This is a genomic window from Hydrogenophaga sp. GW823-FHT04C09 (genome assembly GCF_058796355.1).
In genome coordinates this window covers 704692-720196 of sequence record NZ_JBXAIO010000001.1, presented here as the reverse complement: position 1 = coordinate 720196, position 15505 = coordinate 704692, and the positions used below count along the sequence as shown (strand labels likewise).

Annotated in this window: 15 protein-coding genes and 2 riboswitches; of the genes, 9 read left to right on the top strand and 6 right to left on the bottom strand. The window is 69.6% G+C overall.

The annotated features are described in order from the left end of the window. Positions 1-5: 5 nt before the first annotated feature. Positions 6-110: riboswitch (glycine riboswitch) on the bottom strand. 12 nt (positions 111-122) lie between these two features. After that, positions 123-237: riboswitch (glycine riboswitch) on the bottom strand. A 31-nt stretch (positions 238-268) separates the two neighbouring features. Both AC1Q9M_RS03295 and AC1Q9M_RS03290 read right to left on the bottom strand, forming a co-directional pair. Beyond that, positions 269-772: a hypothetical protein gene (locus tag AC1Q9M_RS03295; RefSeq protein WP_382158963.1), complete on the bottom strand. Its 504-nt coding sequence runs from the start codon at positions 770-772 to the stop codon at positions 269-271. 92 nt (positions 773-864) lie between these two features. Continuing rightward, positions 865-2577, bottom strand: a complete 1713-nt coding sequence (locus tag AC1Q9M_RS03290; RefSeq protein ID WP_444686250.1) for an SMP-30/gluconolactonase/LRE family protein — start codon at positions 2575-2577, stop codon at positions 865-867. A gap of 124 nt (positions 2578-2701) precedes the next feature. Here AC1Q9M_RS03290 and AC1Q9M_RS03285 point away from each other — a divergent pair, with 124 nt between their 5' ends. Genes AC1Q9M_RS03285 through AC1Q9M_RS03265 form a run of 5 tightly spaced genes read left to right on the top strand, consistent with a single transcriptional unit; the run spans position 2702 to position 7379 of the window. Then, positions 2702-3634 (top strand): dihydrodipicolinate synthase family protein, encoded by a 933-nt coding sequence (locus AC1Q9M_RS03285; RefSeq protein WP_444686251.1) that lies wholly within the window; start codon positions 2702-2704, stop codon positions 3632-3634. Next, on the top strand, positions 3631-4815 hold the full coding sequence (locus tag AC1Q9M_RS03280; RefSeq protein WP_444686252.1) for a mandelate racemase/muconate lactonizing enzyme family protein: 1185 nt from the start codon (positions 3631-3633) through the stop codon (positions 4813-4815). Before AC1Q9M_RS03285 ends, AC1Q9M_RS03280 begins: the two co-directional genes overlap by 4 nt. Continuing rightward, positions 4812-5732: a 2-dehydro-3-deoxygalactonokinase gene (locus AC1Q9M_RS03275; protein ID WP_444686253.1), complete on the top strand. Its 921-nt coding sequence runs from the start codon at positions 4812-4814 to the stop codon at positions 5730-5732. Before AC1Q9M_RS03280 ends, AC1Q9M_RS03275 begins: the two co-directional genes overlap by 4 nt. Continuing rightward, complete coding sequence (locus AC1Q9M_RS03270) at positions 5729-6376, top strand: 2-dehydro-3-deoxy-6-phosphogalactonate aldolase (protein ID WP_492432390.1); 648 nt, start codon at positions 5729-5731, stop codon at positions 6374-6376. Before AC1Q9M_RS03275 ends, AC1Q9M_RS03270 begins: the two co-directional genes overlap by 4 nt. Before the next feature lie 25 nt (positions 6377-6401). Next, complete coding sequence (locus tag AC1Q9M_RS03265) at positions 6402-7379, top strand: Bug family tripartite tricarboxylate transporter substrate binding protein (RefSeq protein WP_382324036.1); 978 nt, start codon at positions 6402-6404, stop codon at positions 7377-7379. A gap of 6 nt (positions 7380-7385) precedes the next feature. Here the strand turns inward: AC1Q9M_RS03265 and AC1Q9M_RS03260 are convergent, their stop codons facing one another. Continuing rightward, complete coding sequence (locus tag AC1Q9M_RS03260) at positions 7386-9071, bottom strand: electron transfer flavoprotein-ubiquinone oxidoreductase (RefSeq protein WP_492432388.1); 1686 nt, start codon at positions 9069-9071, stop codon at positions 7386-7388. Between the two features lie 190 nt (positions 9072-9261). Between AC1Q9M_RS03260 and AC1Q9M_RS03255 the strand changes: the two genes are divergently transcribed. The 4 genes from AC1Q9M_RS03255 to AC1Q9M_RS03240 all read left to right on the top strand — a co-directional run bounded on the left by AC1Q9M_RS03255 (position 9262) and on the right by AC1Q9M_RS03240 (position 12716). Continuing rightward, positions 9262-10044 carry an SDR family oxidoreductase gene (locus AC1Q9M_RS03255; RefSeq protein ID WP_382158959.1) on the top strand — a complete coding sequence of 261 codons (783 nt, stop codon included), beginning with the start codon at positions 9262-9264 and terminating at the stop codon, positions 10042-10044. Beyond that, entirely contained in the window at positions 10045-10992 is a 948-nt protein-coding gene (locus AC1Q9M_RS03250; RefSeq protein WP_382158957.1) for a DMT family transporter, read from the top strand. A gap of 16 nt (positions 10993-11008) precedes the next feature. Beyond that, entirely contained in the window at positions 11009-11428 is a 420-nt protein-coding gene (locus AC1Q9M_RS03245) for an acyl-CoA thioesterase (protein WP_382158955.1), read from the top strand. Positions 11429-11498: 70 nt separating this feature from the next. Next, positions 11499-12716: a PQQ-dependent sugar dehydrogenase gene (locus tag AC1Q9M_RS03240; RefSeq protein ID WP_492432385.1), complete on the top strand. Its 1218-nt coding sequence runs from the start codon at positions 11499-11501 to the stop codon at positions 12714-12716. 15 nt (positions 12717-12731) lie between these two features. Here the strand turns inward: AC1Q9M_RS03240 and AC1Q9M_RS03235 are convergent, their stop codons facing one another. The 3 genes from AC1Q9M_RS03235 to AC1Q9M_RS03225 all read right to left on the bottom strand — a co-directional run bounded on the left by AC1Q9M_RS03235 (position 12732) and on the right by AC1Q9M_RS03225 (position 15442). Beyond that, the gene (locus AC1Q9M_RS03235; RefSeq protein WP_291115256.1) at positions 12732-13037 is read right to left on the bottom strand and encodes a DUF5666 domain-containing protein; all 306 of its coding nucleotides are present in this window, start codon (positions 13035-13037) and stop codon (positions 12732-12734) included. A 95-nt stretch (positions 13038-13132) separates the two neighbouring features. Further along, positions 13133-13717 carry a peroxidase-related enzyme gene (locus tag AC1Q9M_RS03230; RefSeq protein WP_291115254.1) on the bottom strand — a complete coding sequence of 195 codons (585 nt, stop codon included), beginning with the start codon at positions 13715-13717 and terminating at the stop codon, positions 13133-13135. A gap of 54 nt (positions 13718-13771) precedes the next feature. Continuing rightward, complete coding sequence (locus AC1Q9M_RS03225; RefSeq protein ID WP_492432382.1) at positions 13772-15442, bottom strand: ShlB/FhaC/HecB family hemolysin secretion/activation protein; 1671 nt, start codon at positions 15440-15442, stop codon at positions 13772-13774. Positions 15443-15505: the final 63 nt, after the last annotated feature.

The window sequence follows — 15505 nt, the reverse complement described above, 5'->3', positions numbered from 1 at the left end:
CCGTGCGCTGCCCCACTGTCCGCTTTACCTGAGAGATTCACGCGGGCGATGCCGCGCTTGCTCCTTCGGTGGGCCGCTTCGAGGAACGGCCTCTCTCCAGGGGGGTACACCGGCCTCGTGGCCCGTGTTTGCCAGTCCTTTTGCCTGAGCGTTCAGGGCACCCGGTGTGCGGTGCCGCCTGCGCCTTCGGCGAGCCTTCTCCGGGGACCGGATCGGCTTCTCTCCTGACCCGGCGAGTGTATCGCACGGCGTCCGGCGGGCCGGTGTTTCAGGGCGTTTCCAGGGCCGATTCGGGCAGCAGGCGGGCCAGCCGCTCGCGGATGCCGTCGGCGCGTTCGCTGCCGGCCAGGCGCTCCACGTCGGCCATCATGGCCCGGCTGACGGCCAGCATGTCGCCCACGTCGCGCGCTTCGCGCAGGGCGTCGCGGTAGCGCTGGGCCATGGCCTTGTCGCGCGGGGCGAACATGCGCTCGCTCAGGTCGAACAGGAACATGCGCGCGCTGGCGAGCGAGCGGGGGCCGGAAAAGGCGTCGGCGGAGACGGTGGGCGGGGTGTTGGCCGGCGTGCGGGGCGGCGGTGGTGCTTCGTCCACAAGGTAGCCGCGCGAGATCAGGTCGGCCGCGAGCGTGGGGCCCTGGCCCTCGAACAGGGCGAACAGCTCGGCATCGGGTTTGCGGCCATCGGCCAGCAGCAGCAGGGCGCGCTCGCGCTGCGCGAGTTGGCGTTGCCCGGGTCGCAGCTCGGCGCGGCCCTTCTGGGTCTTGTTCAGCATGGCATCTCGGCGTCGTTCACGGAGCCTGCACTGTGGACAGCCCATGTGACGGCGCGGTGAACACCGCGCAGGTAACCGGCCTGCGGTCGGTTTCAGCCGGCGAACGTGGTTTCCGGCAGGCCCCGCACGCCCGGGACCTCCAGGGCAAACAGTGCGCCCGACAGCGGTGCGCTGGCCAGCGCCTGCGAGCCCAGCCGCACCGAAGCGCTGGTCACATAGAGCGTGCCGAGGTCGGCGCCGCCAAAGCAGCAGCTGGTGGGCCGTGGCACCGGCAGGCGCACCCGCATCAGCTCGCGGCCGTCGGGGCCGAAGCGCGCCAGTTCCCAGCCGTCCCACACGGCCACCCAGAGGCAGCCCTCGGCATCCACCGTCAGGCCGTCGGGTTTGCCTTCGCCCGCGCCGAAGACCACGAGGGGGCGGCGGTTCGCGATGCGGCCGGCCGCGAGGTCGAAGTCGTATTCGTAGATGGTCTTGCGGAAGGTGTCGGTGAAATACATCCGCGTGTTGTCGGGGCTGAAACCCAGGCCGTTGGGCACGGTGAAGCCGCTGTCGACCTTCTCCCAGCTGCCATCCGGATCGACGCGAAAGAGGTTGCCCCGGTTGGCCATGGCGCCCATGTCCATGGAGCTGACCCACAGCCGGCCGCGCCGGTCGCACTTGCCGTCGTTGTAGCGGTTGCCCGGGCGGGCGGATTCGGGGTGGGCGAACAGGGTCATGCGGCCCGAGTCGGGCGCCATGGCCATCAGGCCCGAGGGCGTGGCGAGCAGCAGGCCACCGGAGGCCATGGGCACGACCATGCTCACCATGGCGCCCAGCGGTGTTTCGCGCAGCACCCCGCTGGCGGCGTCGAGCTGGTGGATGGCCGGCGCGAGGATGTCCACCCAGTACAGCGCGTTGTCGCGGGGCGACCAGACCGGGCCTTCGCCCAGCAGCGCCCGCGCCTCGCCGATGGCATGCACCTCGGGCGTGGGCGCCGCGGGGGGCTCGGTGTGCGCCAGCAGCGACATCGGCTGGCCCGCCGCGCTGTGCGTGATGGTGCGGGCCGCGCCGATCAGCTCGGCCGACAGGCTGTGCGCGCGCCGCGCATCCAGCTGCGCCGCGCTGGCCGTCACGGCTACGGCCCCGATGGCGCGGCCCTCGTAGTCGAACACCGGCGCGGCCACGCTCACGCGCTCGGCGTCGTATTCACCCACTTCCAGCGCGTAGCCGCGTGCGCGGGTGAGGTCGAGCTCGGCCCGCAGCGCCTCGTTGTCCACGATGGTGTGCTCGGTGAAGCGCTCCAGCAGCGAGGCGGCCAACAGCTGGGCCTGCTGCGCGGGCGCCAGGCAGGCCGCGATCGCCTTGCCGGCCGCGCTGGCGTGCAAGGGCAGGCGCATGCCCACCTTGGAGGCGACCTGCGGTTCGCGGCCAGCGTCCTCGCTGGCCACCACCACCATCTGTTGGCCACTGAGCACCACCAGTTGCACGCTTTCGTCGAACGCGTTGCGCAGGCGCACCAGTTCGTCCTGGGCCGCCACGCGCAGATCGAAATCGCTCCAGACCTCGTGCGCCAGTTCCAGCAACCGGAACCCGAGCAGGAAGGTCTTGTTGTAGCTGTCGTGGCGCAGCAGGCCTTCGCGCACCAGCGTGCCCAGCATGCGGTGCAGCGTGGCTTTGGGCAGGGCCGAGGCGCGCTGCAGTTGCGTGAACGTCATGGGCGCGCGCGCCGCCGACACCAGATTGAGCACGGCCATGGCTTTCTCCAGCACCCCCAGGCCCGGGGCGGTGGTGGCGGAGGTCGAGGCGGGATGAGCGGTTTCTGACATGGCGGGTGCGGGAATTCTAGGGGAGGTCAACCCAGGGTAAGTACCAATGAATGGAACTTGTTTGTCAAACACCACGAGATCTACAATTGAAGTTCCATTCAACGGAACAAATTGGATTCACGACGTGACATCACCTGCATCGCTTGCCGGGGTCTACCCCGTTCTCCCCACGCCTTTCGACGCCGCCGGCCAACCGGACGCGCAGGCCCTGCGCGGCCTGGTGCGCTACCTGCTTGAAGCGGGTGTGGATGGCATCACCTACCCGGGCGTGGCCAGTGAAGTTGGCCAGCTCAGCGTGCCCGAGCGCCTGTCGCTGACCGCCGCCGTGCTGGAGGAAGTGGCGGGCCGGGTGCCGGTGGTGGCGGGGGTGTCCAGCGCCCAGGCGGCCACCACGATCGAGCTGGCGCGGGCCGCGATCGCGCAGGGCGCGGCCGCGCTGATGGTGGCCGTACCGCCGGACCGTCCGACGGTGGCCACCCAGGTCGAGTACTTCCGCGAGGTGTCGGCGGCCGTGCCGGGCGCGGTGCTGGTGCTGCAGAACGTGCCGCAGCCGGTGGGGGCCGGCCTCGACCCCGAGGCGATCGTGGAAGTGGCGGCCGTCGTTCACGCGATCCGCTACGTGAAGGAAGAGACCCTGCCCAGCGGCCAGCGCCTGACGGTGCTGCGCGAGCGCGGCCCGGCCAGCCTGGTGGGGGTGTTCGGCGGCGCGGGTGGGCGCTACATCACCGACGAACTGCGGCGCGGCGCGGCCGGCACCATGCCGGCGATCGAGCTGGCCGAAGTGCATGTGGCGCTGTTCAAGGCCCACCGCGCGGGCGACGCGGCGCGTGTGCGCGAACTGTTCACGCGCATGCTGCCCATCCTCAACGTGCAGGCGGTGTTCCGCTGGTCGCTCACCAAGTACGTGCTGAGTGCCCGTGGCCTGCTGCCGTGCGAGCATCAGCGCGCGGCCGGCCCGCGCCTGGACGCGCTGGACAAGGCCGACGTGGACGCCTTCCTGGGCGACTTGCAGGACCTGTTGTTGCCCACGCACCCGCTGCGGGGGCGTGCGGGATGAGTGGGCCGCGCATCGCTGCGGTCGAGACCTTCGTGGTCTCGCTGCCGCGCGACACGCCCTACCTCGGCCCGCTGGGTGAGGGCGAGCAGGTCAACGCGCGCGGTTACCTGGTGCGCCAGGGCAACCGCACGATCTACCCGAGCACCGACATGTCGGTGCTGATCAAGGTGACGGCCGAGGATGGCACATGGGGTTGGGGCGAGACCTACGGCATCGTCGCGCCTGAGGCGGTCACGGCCCTGATCGACGACGTGCTCGGGCCGGTGATCCTCGGGCGCGACCCGCGCGATGCGACCGCCATCCACGAGGACCTCTACGACCTCATGCGCGTGCGTGGGGCCTCGGGCGGCTTCTGGGGCGACGCCATCGCGGGCATCGACATCGCGCTGTGGGACCTCGCCGGCAAGCTCTCTGGCCTGCCCGTGGCCAAGCTGCTGGGCGGCCAGCGCACGGTGCGCGTGCCGGCCTACGTTTCAGGCCTGCCGGGCAGGACACTCGCCGACAAGGTGGCGCTGGCGCGCGATTTCGCGGCGCGCGGGTTCACCGCGTTCAAGTACGCGGCGGCGGTGTCGTTCGAGGGCATCGTCGATGAGATGCGCGCGCTGCGCGAGGCGCTGGGGCCGCGCGCGAAGCTGATGGTCGACCTGCACTGGAAGTTCGATGCGGGCGAGGCGATCCAGCTCATCGACCGGCTCGCGCCCTTCGCCCCGTACTTTGTCGAGGCGCCGTGCGCCGCCGAGGATCTCGAAGGCCAGGCGCGTGTGGCCGCCGCCGTGCGCGTGCCGGTGGCGCTGGGCGAGGAGTGGCGCTCGGTGCACGAGGCGCTGCCGCGCTTCGAGCGCCGCGCGATGTCGATCGTGCAGCCCGAGATGGGCCACACGGGCGTGAGCCAGTTCATGCAGATCGGCCGCATGGCGCACGCTTTCCACATGCGCGTGATTCCGCACGCGAGCATTGGCGTGGGCATCTTCCAGGCCGCGAGCCTGCACGCCTCGGCGTCGCTGCCCAACGTGCCCATGCACGAGTACCAGCACTCGGTGTTCGATCGCAACCTGCGGTTCGTCGACACCACCATGCGCTGCGAAAGCGGCGCGTTCATCGTTCCCGACGGGCCGGGGCTGGGCATCGAACCCAATGCCACGCTCTGGTCCTTCCTGCGCAAGAAAGCCCCCATTTCATGACCGCTTCCCCCTCCGCCCTCATCGCCATCGACTGGGGTACCTCCAACCTGCGCGCCAGCCTGCTCGATGCGGCCGGCGAAGCGATCGAGACGCGCGCCGCGCCTGGCGGCGTCATGGCCGTGAAGGACGGCCGTTTCGCCGATGCCCTGCTGTCGCTGTGCGGCGACTGGATCGATCAACGCGCGGGCGCGCTGATCGCCAGCGGCATGATCGGCAGCCGCCAGGGCTGGAAAGAGGCCGACTACCTCGGCTGCCCTGCGGGCATCGGCGAGGCCGCCGCGCGCCTCACGCGTGTGGACGTGCTGCCGGGGGTGCCGCTGCACATCGTGCCGGGCCTGACCTGCCGCAACGCCGACGGACAGGACGACGTGATGCGCGGCGAAGAGACGCAGATGTGGGGCGCCGACCTCGCCGCCGGCAGCTGCTGCGTGCTGCCCGGCACCCATGCCAAGTGGGCCTGGCTTGGCGAGGCCGGCCAGGTCACGCGCTTTTCCACCTACATGACCGGCGAGCTCTACGGCCTGCTGACCCAGCACGGCATCCTGGGCCGCCTCATGGCGTTCGGCCACGCCGCGCCGCAGGCCTTCGAGGCCGGCGTTCGGCTCGGCCTGGCGCAGAGCGACAACGCCACCCACGTGATCTTTGCCGCGCGCACCGCCGGCCTGATGGGCCGCATCGCGCCCGAGGGCCTGCCTGACTATCTGTCGGGCATCCTCATGGGCATCGAGATCGCGAGCGCCACGCGCACCGAGCGCCCGCTCGAGGTGGTGCTGCTGGGCGACGACGGCCTGTGCGAACGCTATGCGAAGGCGCTTGCACTCGCGGGCATCGCGAGCACGCGCGCCGCCGACGGTGCGACCACGCGCGGCCAGTGGCGCGTGGCGCGGCAGGCCGGTCTGCTGGAGCGCGCGCCATGAGCGCGCGCAGCGCGAGCGAACGGGTCGCACAGGCGCTCGCGGCCCGACCGCTGGTCGCCATCCTGCGCGGCATCACACCGCCCGAGGCGGTGGCGGTCGGCCGTGCGCTGCACGCCGCGGGCATCGGCGTGATCGAAGTGCCGCTCAACTCGCCCGAGCCGCTGGAGAGCATCCGCCTGCTGGTCCAGGCGCTCGCGGGCGAGGCGGTGATCGGCGCGGGCACCGTGCTGCGCGAACAGGATGTCGACGCTGTCGCGGCGGCGGGCGCGCAACTCGTGCTCTCGCCCAACTTCCACGCGCCCGTGGTGCGGCGCACCCGGGCGCACGGCCTCTATTCGATGCCGGGCGTGGGCACGGTCAGCGAGGGCTTCGACGCGCTCGATGCAGGTGCCGACGCGCTCAAGCTGTTCCCGGGTGAGCTGCTCGGTCCTGCGGTCATCAAGGCCTGGGGCGCGGTGTTTCCGCGCGCCACCCCGATGTTCAGCGTGGGCGGCGTCAACCTGGAGAACCTGCCGGCCTTCAAGGCCGCGGGCGCCAGCGGCGCGGGCATCGGCTCGGCGCTCTATGCGCCGGGCACATCTGCGGCCGAGGCCGCTCGACGCGCGCGCGAGTTTGTCGCGCGCTGGCAGGGCCAGCCGGACTGATACAACACAACCAGGAGATGAAGTGATGAACCAACGATTCAACCGCCGCACGCTGCTCGCGGCCTCGGCCGCCGTGGTGGCCTCGGGTGTGCTGCCCGCCCGCGCCTGGGCGCAGGCGAGCTGGCCCACCAAGCCCGTGACCGTCATCGTGCCTTTTGCGCCGGGCGGCGCGGGCAACGGCTCGGTGCGCATCCTGGCGGAGATCATCGGCCCGCAGATCGGCCAGCCGCTCGTGGTGGAGAACCGCGCCGGTGGCGGCGGCATCCCGGGCACGCAGGTGGTGACCCACAGCAACGACGACCACATGCTGCTGATGGGCAGCACGACGATGACCATCCTGCCCGCGCTGCGCAGCGACCTGGGCTACGACGTGCAGCGCGACCTGCAGCCCGTGGGTATGATCTCCTCGCAGCCCCTGGTGTTCGCCGTGCCCGCCAATTCGCCGCTGAAGTCGCTGGACGACCTGGTCGCGCGTGGCAAGGGTGGCGAGCTCACGGCGGGCAACAGCGGCGTGGGCACGCTGTCGCACCTGACCACCGAACTGCTCAATCGAAAACTGGGTCTGAAGCTGCTGGCGGTGCCCTACAAGGGCGACGCGCAGCTGATCCCCGACGTGGTGGCCGGGACCATCTCGATGGGGGTGATGAACCTGCCGGTGGCGCTGCCGTTGATCCAGGACGGCCGCCTGCGCGCCATTGCCGTCACATCGAGCAAGCCGGTGGCCTCGCTGCCCGGCGTGAAGACCCTCAACACCCAGGGCCCCGAGTTCGTGATCACCGGCTGGGCCGCGCTGTTCGCGGCGCGCAATGTGCCCGCGGCCGGGGTGGAGCGCCTGGGCACGCAACTGCGCGCGGCCTTGCAGCAGGAAAGCGTGCGCGAGCGCTTCGCGGGTTTTGGCGTCACGCCCGAGATCGCCACGCCGGCGCAGCTGCGCGATTTCATCGCTTCCGAGACCGCGCGCTGGGGCGACGTGGTCAAGAGCCGCGGCATCAAGCTGGAGTGAGCTGGCTCACATGCCGGCGTAGTTCGGACCGCCGCCGCCTTCGGGCGTGACCCAGACGATGTTCTGCGTCGGGTCCTTGATGTCGCAGGTCTTGCAGTGCACGCAGTTCTGCGCGTTGATCTGCAGGCGGTCGGTGTTGTCGGGGTTCTTCACGAACTCGTACACGCCGGCCGGGCAGTAGCGGGCTTCGGGGCCGGCGTACTTGGCGAGGTTGATCCTCACCGGCACGCTGGCGTCTTTCAGCGTGAGGTGGGCCGGCTGGTGCTCTTCGTGGTTGGTGTTGCTGACGAAGACGCTGCCCAGGCGGTCGAAGGTGAGCTTGCCATCGGGCTTGGGGTAGACGATCTGCTCGCACTCGGCGGCCGGCTTGAGGTAGAGGTGGTCGGCCTTCTCGCGATGCAGCGACCACGGCGGGGCCTTGAAGCCCAGGCGGGGCAGCAGCCAGTGTTCGATGCCGACCATGAGGCCGCCGACGATGTTGCCGTACTTGAACCAGGACTTGAAGTTGCGCGAGGCGTCCAGCTCTTCGCGCAGCCAGCTCTTGCCGAAGGCGACCGGGTAGGCCTTGAGTTCGTCGTGCTGGCGGCCGGCCTGCACGGCCTCGAAGGCGGCTTCGGCGCAGAGCATGCCGCTCTTGATGGCGGCGTGGCTGCCCTTGATGCGCGCGCCGTTGAGGTAACCCGCGTCACAACCGACCAGGGCGCCACCGGGGAAGGTGGTCTGCGGCAGGCTCATGAGGCCACCGGTGGTGATGGCGCGCGCGCCGTAGCTGATGCGCTTGCCGCCTTCGAGGAAGGCGCGGATGCGCGGGTGCGTCTTCCAGCGCTGCATTTCCTCGAACGGGCTGAGCCAGGGGTTGCTGTAGTTCAGGCCGGTGACCAGGCCCAGCGTGACCTTGTTGTCTTCCAGGTGGTACATGAAGCCACCACCGTAGGTGTCGTCCTTCATGGGCCAGCCGGCGGTGTGGATCACCAGGCCGGGCTGGTGCCTGGCGGGGTCGATTTCCCACAGTTCCTTCACGCCGATGGCGTAGGCCTGCGGGTCCTTGCCTTCGTCGAGGTGGAATTGGGCGATCAGGCGCTTGCCCAGGTGGCCGCGCGAGCCTTCGGCGAAGACGGTGTATTTCGCGTGCAGCTCCATGCCGAGCTGGAAGTTGTCGGTCGGCTCGCCGTCCTTGCCCACGCCCAGGTTGCCGGTGGCCACGCCCTTGACGGAGCCGTCGTCGTTGTAGAGCACTTCGGCGGCCGCGAAGCCGGGGAAGATCTCCACGCCGAGGTTTTCGGCCTGCTGGGCCATCCACTTGACCACGTTGCCCAGGCCGACGACGTAGTTGCCTTCGTTGTGGAAGTTGTTGGGGATCAGGAACTTGGGCGTGTCGATGGCGCCTTTTTCGGTCAGCCAGAGCAGCTTGTCGTCGGTGACAGGCTGGTTGAGCGGCGCGCCGTCGGCCTTCCAGTTGGGCAGCAGCTCGTTGAGGGCCTTGGGGTCCATCACCGCGCCGCTGAGGATGTGCGCGCCGGGCTCCGAGCCTTTTTCGAGCACGCAGACGTTGATCTCGCCGCCTTTTTCGGCGGCGATCTGCTTGAGCCGGATCGCCGTGGCCAGGCCGCCGGGGCCGCCACCGACCACGACCACGTCGTACTCCATGGCTTCGCGCGGGCCGTAGGTGCTGAGGATTTCTTCGGGGGTCATGTCGAGGGTCTCACTCTGTCGGGCGGGCGCCCGGGGATTTTCATGACGGCAATGCATGGAGTCATGCCGGTGTCGTGGTCGGGACCGATTTTAGTGGCCCAGGGCGCACAATCCTGTCGGATGGGGCCTCGTCGGCCTGGGCGGTGCTCGGATGGCCGCAGAATCCAACCACTTTAGAGGAGGTTCTCTCATGGCATACAGCCTGGACTTGTCGGGCCGCGTGGCCCTGATCACCGGGGCGTCCGGCGGGCTTGGTGAACAGTTCGCCAAGACGCTGGCGCGGGCGGGCGCGGCCGTGGTGCTGGCCAGCCGCCGCACCGACCGCCTGATGGCGCTGCGCGCGCACATCGAGGCCGCCGGCGGCGACGCGCACGTGGTGGCGATGGATGTGACCGACACGGCGTCGATCAAGGCGGCGGTGGCGCACGCCGAGACCGAGGTCGGCGCGATCGACATCCTGGTCAACAACTCGGGCGTGAGCACCACGCAGCGCCTGCAGGACGTGACGGAGGAAGACTACGACTTCGTCTTCGACACCAACACCAAGGGCGCGTTCTTCGTGGCGCAGGAAGTGGGTCGTCGCATGCTGGCGCGCGCCAACGGCGCGGCGCCGGGCACCTACGTGGGCGGGCGCATCGTCAACATCGCGTCCATGGCCGGGCTCAAGGTGCTGCCACAGATCGGCGTGTACTGCATGAGCAAGGCCGCCGTGGTGCAGATGACCAAGGCGATGGCGATCGAGTGGGGCCGCTTCGGCATCAACGTGAACGCGATCTGCCCGGGCTACATCGACACCGAGCTCAACCACCACCACTGGCAGACCGAGCAGGGCCAGAAGCTCATCAACATGCTGCCGCGCAAGCGCGTCGGTTCACCCGCCGACCTGGACGCGCTGCTGGTGATGCTGTGTTCGAGCGAGAGCCATTTCGTGAACGGTGCGGTCATTGCCGCCGACGACGGTTTCGGGGCTTAGATGACGGCAGCGGTGTTGGGCCGGCCTTCGGGCTGGCCGCCGGGCATGGTGACCGGCATTCTGGCGGGGCTGGGCGCGGGGGCTTTCTGGGGCACGGCCTTTCTGGCGCCCCTGCTCACGCCGGGCTTCAGCTCGATCGATCTCACGGTGGGCCGTTTCCTGGCCTGCGGCCTGTTGTCGGTGCTGCTGCTGGCGTGGGCCGGGCTGCGCGGCGAGGCGCACCTGCCGACCTGGCGCCAGGCGGGCGCCGCGCTGTGGTTGAGCCTGCTGGGTTACACCGGCTACTACCTGCTGCTGGTGCTGGCCATCCAGGCGGCGGGCGCGGCGCTGCCGGTGCTGATCATCGGCACCATCCCGATCTGGATCATGTTGCTGGGCAAGCCGCAGGGCCTGCGCTGGCGCGCGCTGGTGCCGGGGCTGCTGCTGACCCTGGCGGGCCTGGCGCTGATGATGCGGGTGACGGCGCATGGCGGTGGCGAGGCGGGCGGCGGTGCGAACCTCTGGCTCGGCATCTTCTATGCCGTGCTGGCCATGGCCTCGTGGACCGCGTTCGGTCTGCTGAACGCGCGCTGGCTGAGCCGCCACCCGGAAGTGAACTCCACCGTGTGGGCCAACTGGCTGGGCGTGGCGGCGGGCCTGGGCGCGCTGGGCATCTGGGCCGTGGCCGGGACCGAGGTGGACACCCTGGTGCAGCGCCCGGGCTTCGGCATGTTCCTGATCGTCTGCGCGGTCACCGGCATCGGCTCGGCCTGGATCGCCTCGGTGCTCTGGAACATGGCCAGCCGCCGCCTGAGCCCGAGCCTGGCGGGCCAGCTCATCGTGAGCGAGACCGTGTTCGGCCTGATCTACACCTTCGCCTGGAGCGCCCAGTGGCCCGCTGCCCTGCAATGGACGGCCTGCGTGCTGTTCGTGCTCGGCATCCTCGCGTCGATCAAGGCGCACCGCTGACGACCACCCCAACCCCATGAAACTTGACATCCCCGAACAGAAGAAGCGCGTGTTCAGCATGACCATCCCCATCCGCTGGGGCGACATGGACGGCATGAACCACGTGAACAACACGATCTATTTCCGCTACCTGGAGATCATCCGCATCGACTGGATGCACTCCATCGGCTGCCCGCCCGATCCGGGCGGCGAAGGGCCGGTGATCGCCAACGCCTTCTGCAACTTCTACCGGCAGCTCGAATACCCGGGCGATGTGATCGCCACCATGTACGTGAGCGATGTGGGTCGCAGCAGCTTCGAGAGCTGGTGCACGCTCTCGCGCAGCGACGACCCCGACACCGTGTACGCGGCCGGCGGTGCGACCACCGTGTGGGTGAACTTCCCGCTGAAGAAGTCGGCCCCGATTCCCGACTGGCTGCGCGCGCATCTGAGCTGATCGCTGTGTGCGCTGGCGCACACACAAATGCTTGCACACAGGCGGCGCGCGCGTGCCTAGCATGTCCGACATGCGCCACCTCTCTGCGCTCATCGGCGGGGCCCTATCGATGGGTCTGCTGTTGTCGTGCGGCGGCGGCGGTGGTGGTCGTGACGGTGACGATGGCTCGCCCGCGCCTGGCAACCCCAGCTTCGTGCCCACGACCGGGCCGGTCGCGGTCACCGAACTCGCGACCAACCTGCCCAGTCCCTGGAGCCTGGCCTTCCTGCCCGATGGCCGCATGCTGATCACGGGGCGCACGGGCAGCCTGCGCCTGTACGCGGCGAACGCGCAGTCGTTCAACCTCATCAGCGGCCTGCCCGCGCTGGACACCGGCGGGCAGGGCGGTCTGCTCGACGTGGTGCTGGACCCGGCCTTCGGCAGCAACCGGCGCATCTACTTCAGCTTCTCGGAAACCGACAGTGGCAACGCGAACAACAACGGCACCGCCGTGGCGCGGGCCGAGCTCGACACGGGCGCGATGGCGCTGGTGAACCTGCAGGTGATCTACCGGCAGTTGCCCAAGGTGGCGAGCAGTGGGCACTTCGGTTCGCGCCTCGTGTTCGACCGCGAGGGCCACCTGTTCGTGACGCTGGGCGACCGGCAGAGCAACGACCAGCGTGGGTACGCGCAGGACCTGAGCCGCGGCAACGGCAAGGTGGTGCGCATCACCACCTCGGGCGCGGCGGCACCGGGCAACCCTGTGCTGGCGGGCGCGCAGGCCGGTATCTGGAGCTACGGCCACCGCAACCCGCAGGGCGCGGCGCTGCACCCGGAGACCGGTGAGCTGTGGACCAGCGAACACGGCCCACAGGGTGGCGACGAGGTCAACCTCACGCAGGCGGGGCGCAACTACGGCTGGCCCATCATCAGCTATGGGCAGGAGTACGGCACGACGCAGCAGGTGGGCGAGGGCACGGCCAAGGCCGGCATGGAGCAACCGGTGGCGTACTGGGAGACCATCGACGGCAGCGCCTGGACCGGCGGACAGAAGTCGTCCATCGCGCCCAGCGGCATGGCCTTCTTCACCGGCACCATTCCCATGAACTGGAACCGCAGCCTGTTCGTGGGCGCGTTGGCCGGCACGGCGCTGTGGCGCCTGCAGCTCGATGGCACGCGGGTGGTGGGGCGCGAGCGCCTGCTGGCGAACCGCAACGAGCGCATCCGCGATGTGCGGCAGGGCCCCGACGGCCGGCTTTACCTGCTCACCGATGGCGGCAGCGGCAAGCTGCTGCGCATCGGGGGCTGAAGCCGGCGCGGCGGCTTACTGCTTGTTCTCGCGAGCGTCCTTCTTGTACTCGACGTCGTCTGCGTACAGGCGGCCGTCTCTGCGGTCGATGTCGACTTCCACATAGTGGCCCTGGCGCAGATCCTCGAAGCGCTTGTAGTCGTTTTCGTAGTCGGTCTTGTCGGTCACATAGATCACTTCGCTGTTGACGGTGAAGGTCTTCGCGGTGGTGTCGACGGCCGTGATGCGTCCCTTGATGTCTTCTGCGCAGGCCGCGCCTGTGCCCAGGGCGAGGACGGCGGTGAGCAGGAAGGCTCGCTTGACGGATGGTTTGATCGGCATGGAAGCACTCCTTGTGTTGTTGTGTGGCGGTATCGATTGAATCGCGCGCCGACAAAAAGTGCTGTAAGCCTTGTCTGATTTGGCGGCTGTGCCGTTCAGTCCTTCGGCGGCTTGGCCTTGGGCACGCGGCCCATCAGGTAGAACTCCGGGTTGGGCAACATGTTGCTGAAGCTCGCCAGCCGGTTGGACAGGCCGAAGAAGGCGGTGATGGCGGCGATGTCCCAGATGTCCTCGTCGGAGAAGCCGTGGGCGTGCAGGGGGGCGAAGTCGTCGTCGTTGATTTCGTGCGAGCGCTGGCAGACCTTCATGGCGAAGTCCAGCATGGCCTTCTGGCGCGGCGTGATGTCGGCCTTGCGGTAGTTCACCGCGACCTGATCGGCCACCAGTGGTTTCTTCTCGTGGATGCGCAGGATGGCGCCGTGCGCCACCACGCAGTACAGGCACTGGTTGGCCGCGCTGGTGGTGGTGACGATCATTTCGCGGTCGCCCTTGGTGAGCGAACCTTCTTCCTTGAGCATCAGCGCGTCGTGGTACGCGAAGAAGGCCCGCCACTCGGCGGGCCGGCGCGCCAGGGCCAGGAACACGTTGGGCACGAAGCCCGCCTTTTCCTGCACTTCGAGCACCTTGGCCTTGATGTCCTCGGGCAGGTCGTTGATGTCGGGGGCGGGGTAGCGGCTCATGCGGGTCTCCGGCGTGGTGGAATGTCTGGCCATCGTACCGCCCCCCGCCGAGGGTCAGAAGCGGTAGGCCCCGGTCACCCAGACGCGCGGGTTGCGCTGCTGGCTGTCCGATTGCGAGGGGCCGCCGGCGTGGCGCCAGGCCAGCGTGCCGTCCACCGACCAGTTGCCGTGCTGAGCGCGCACGCCCACGCCGCCGCCGGCGAGGCTGCGGTGGTTGTCGCCCACGGCCCAGGGCCGGCGGTTGAGCGTGCTCTGGCCGGCGTCCCAGAAGGCGTAGGGCACGACCGCGCCCTGGCCGTAGCGCAGCTCCACCTGGCCGAGCACGCCTTCGTCGCCCGCGCCTTCGCCGCGCGGGTAGGCGCGCACGCCGCTGGCGCCGCCGAGCACGAAGTCTTCGGAGGAGTCCAGGTTCTTGCCGCTCCATTGCGCCGCGACGCGGGCCGACAGCGTCCAGCCGCCTGGCAGGGCCTGCAGGCGGGTGACGTCGAGGTTGACCTTGTTGAACGAGCCGTGGGTCTTGGCGGTGAGGCGGTCGAGCAGGCGCTGCACATCGCCCTTGAGCGAAACGCTGCCGTGCGTCCAGCCCAGCGTGCCGTAGGTGATGCCGCCGCCGAGCAGCGCGTCTCGCAGGTCGAACTGCACCGCGACCGGCAGCACGTTGCTGGTTTTTTCGTTGCGCATGCCGGTGGCGCGGTATTCGTCCACCATGGTCTTGTGTTGTGCCTGCGCGGTGAGCAGCAGGTTCGCGCGGTTGCTGCGCACCAGCGGGTAGCTCACGCCGAGGCTGGCCACGCGGGCCGTGCCGGAGGCCTGCAGGCTGCTGAACTCGCCACCGAGGCTGTAGTCGGAGACGGCGTAGCCGACGTCGCCGCGCAGGCCGCTGGTGCCCAGGGCGCGCGAGTAGGCGAGGTTGCCGAAGAACAGGTCTTCGTCGGTGGCCATCACGGCTGCGTTGAGGCGGTCGCCGAAGCTGAACGGGTTGTTCCACGCGCCTTCGACCAGCACGCGGTGCTGGCCCGAGTAGCGGTTGCCGTGGTTGTCGACGGAGACGCGGCCTTCCACGGCCTTGGTGCGTTCGACCTCGACGGCGAGGTCGCCCGTGCCCACGGCCTGGCCGGGGCGCACCACCGGGCGCACGCGGATGCCCGGCAGATCGGACAGCACGAGCACCGAGCGTTCGAGTGCGTCCATGGCGATCACGTCGCCGCTGCGCAGGTCGCCGAGGAAACGCCCGGCTTCGGTGGCCAGGTCGGCGTCCTGCGAGGTGGCGTTCACCTGGCCGTAGCGGCCTTCGATGACTTCGATGGTGAGTTCGCCGTCGGCCATGCGCTGGGCAGGCACGTAGGCGCGGGCGAAGGGGTAGCCCTGCTCGCGGTAGAAGCGCGTGATCTGGTCCGCCAGGCCGCGCAGGCCGGCCAGGGTGTGGCTGCGTCCGATGGCGGGCGCGATGAGGGCCTGCAACCGCGCGGTCTCGATGCGGCTGGCGCCGTTGATGCGGACGGTCTTGAGCGCGACCGCGGGTCCTTCGTCGCGGCCGGCGCTGTCCGCCGGCGGCACGTCGAGCTGAAGGTTCAGCGATTCGGGCAGCACCTGCTGGGGCAGTTGCAGGTCTTGCAGGATGCGGCCGGCATCGGGGGCCTGTTGGGCGAAGGCGGAAGAGGCGCTGCTCAGGGCGAGCGCGGAGAGGGCCAGCGTGAGCGGCGAGAGGCGAAAGGTCTTGTGCATGGGAGGTGAATCGTTCGTGGATGCCCGCGCCAGGGCCGTTGGGCCCTGGCGGGAGCGATCAAA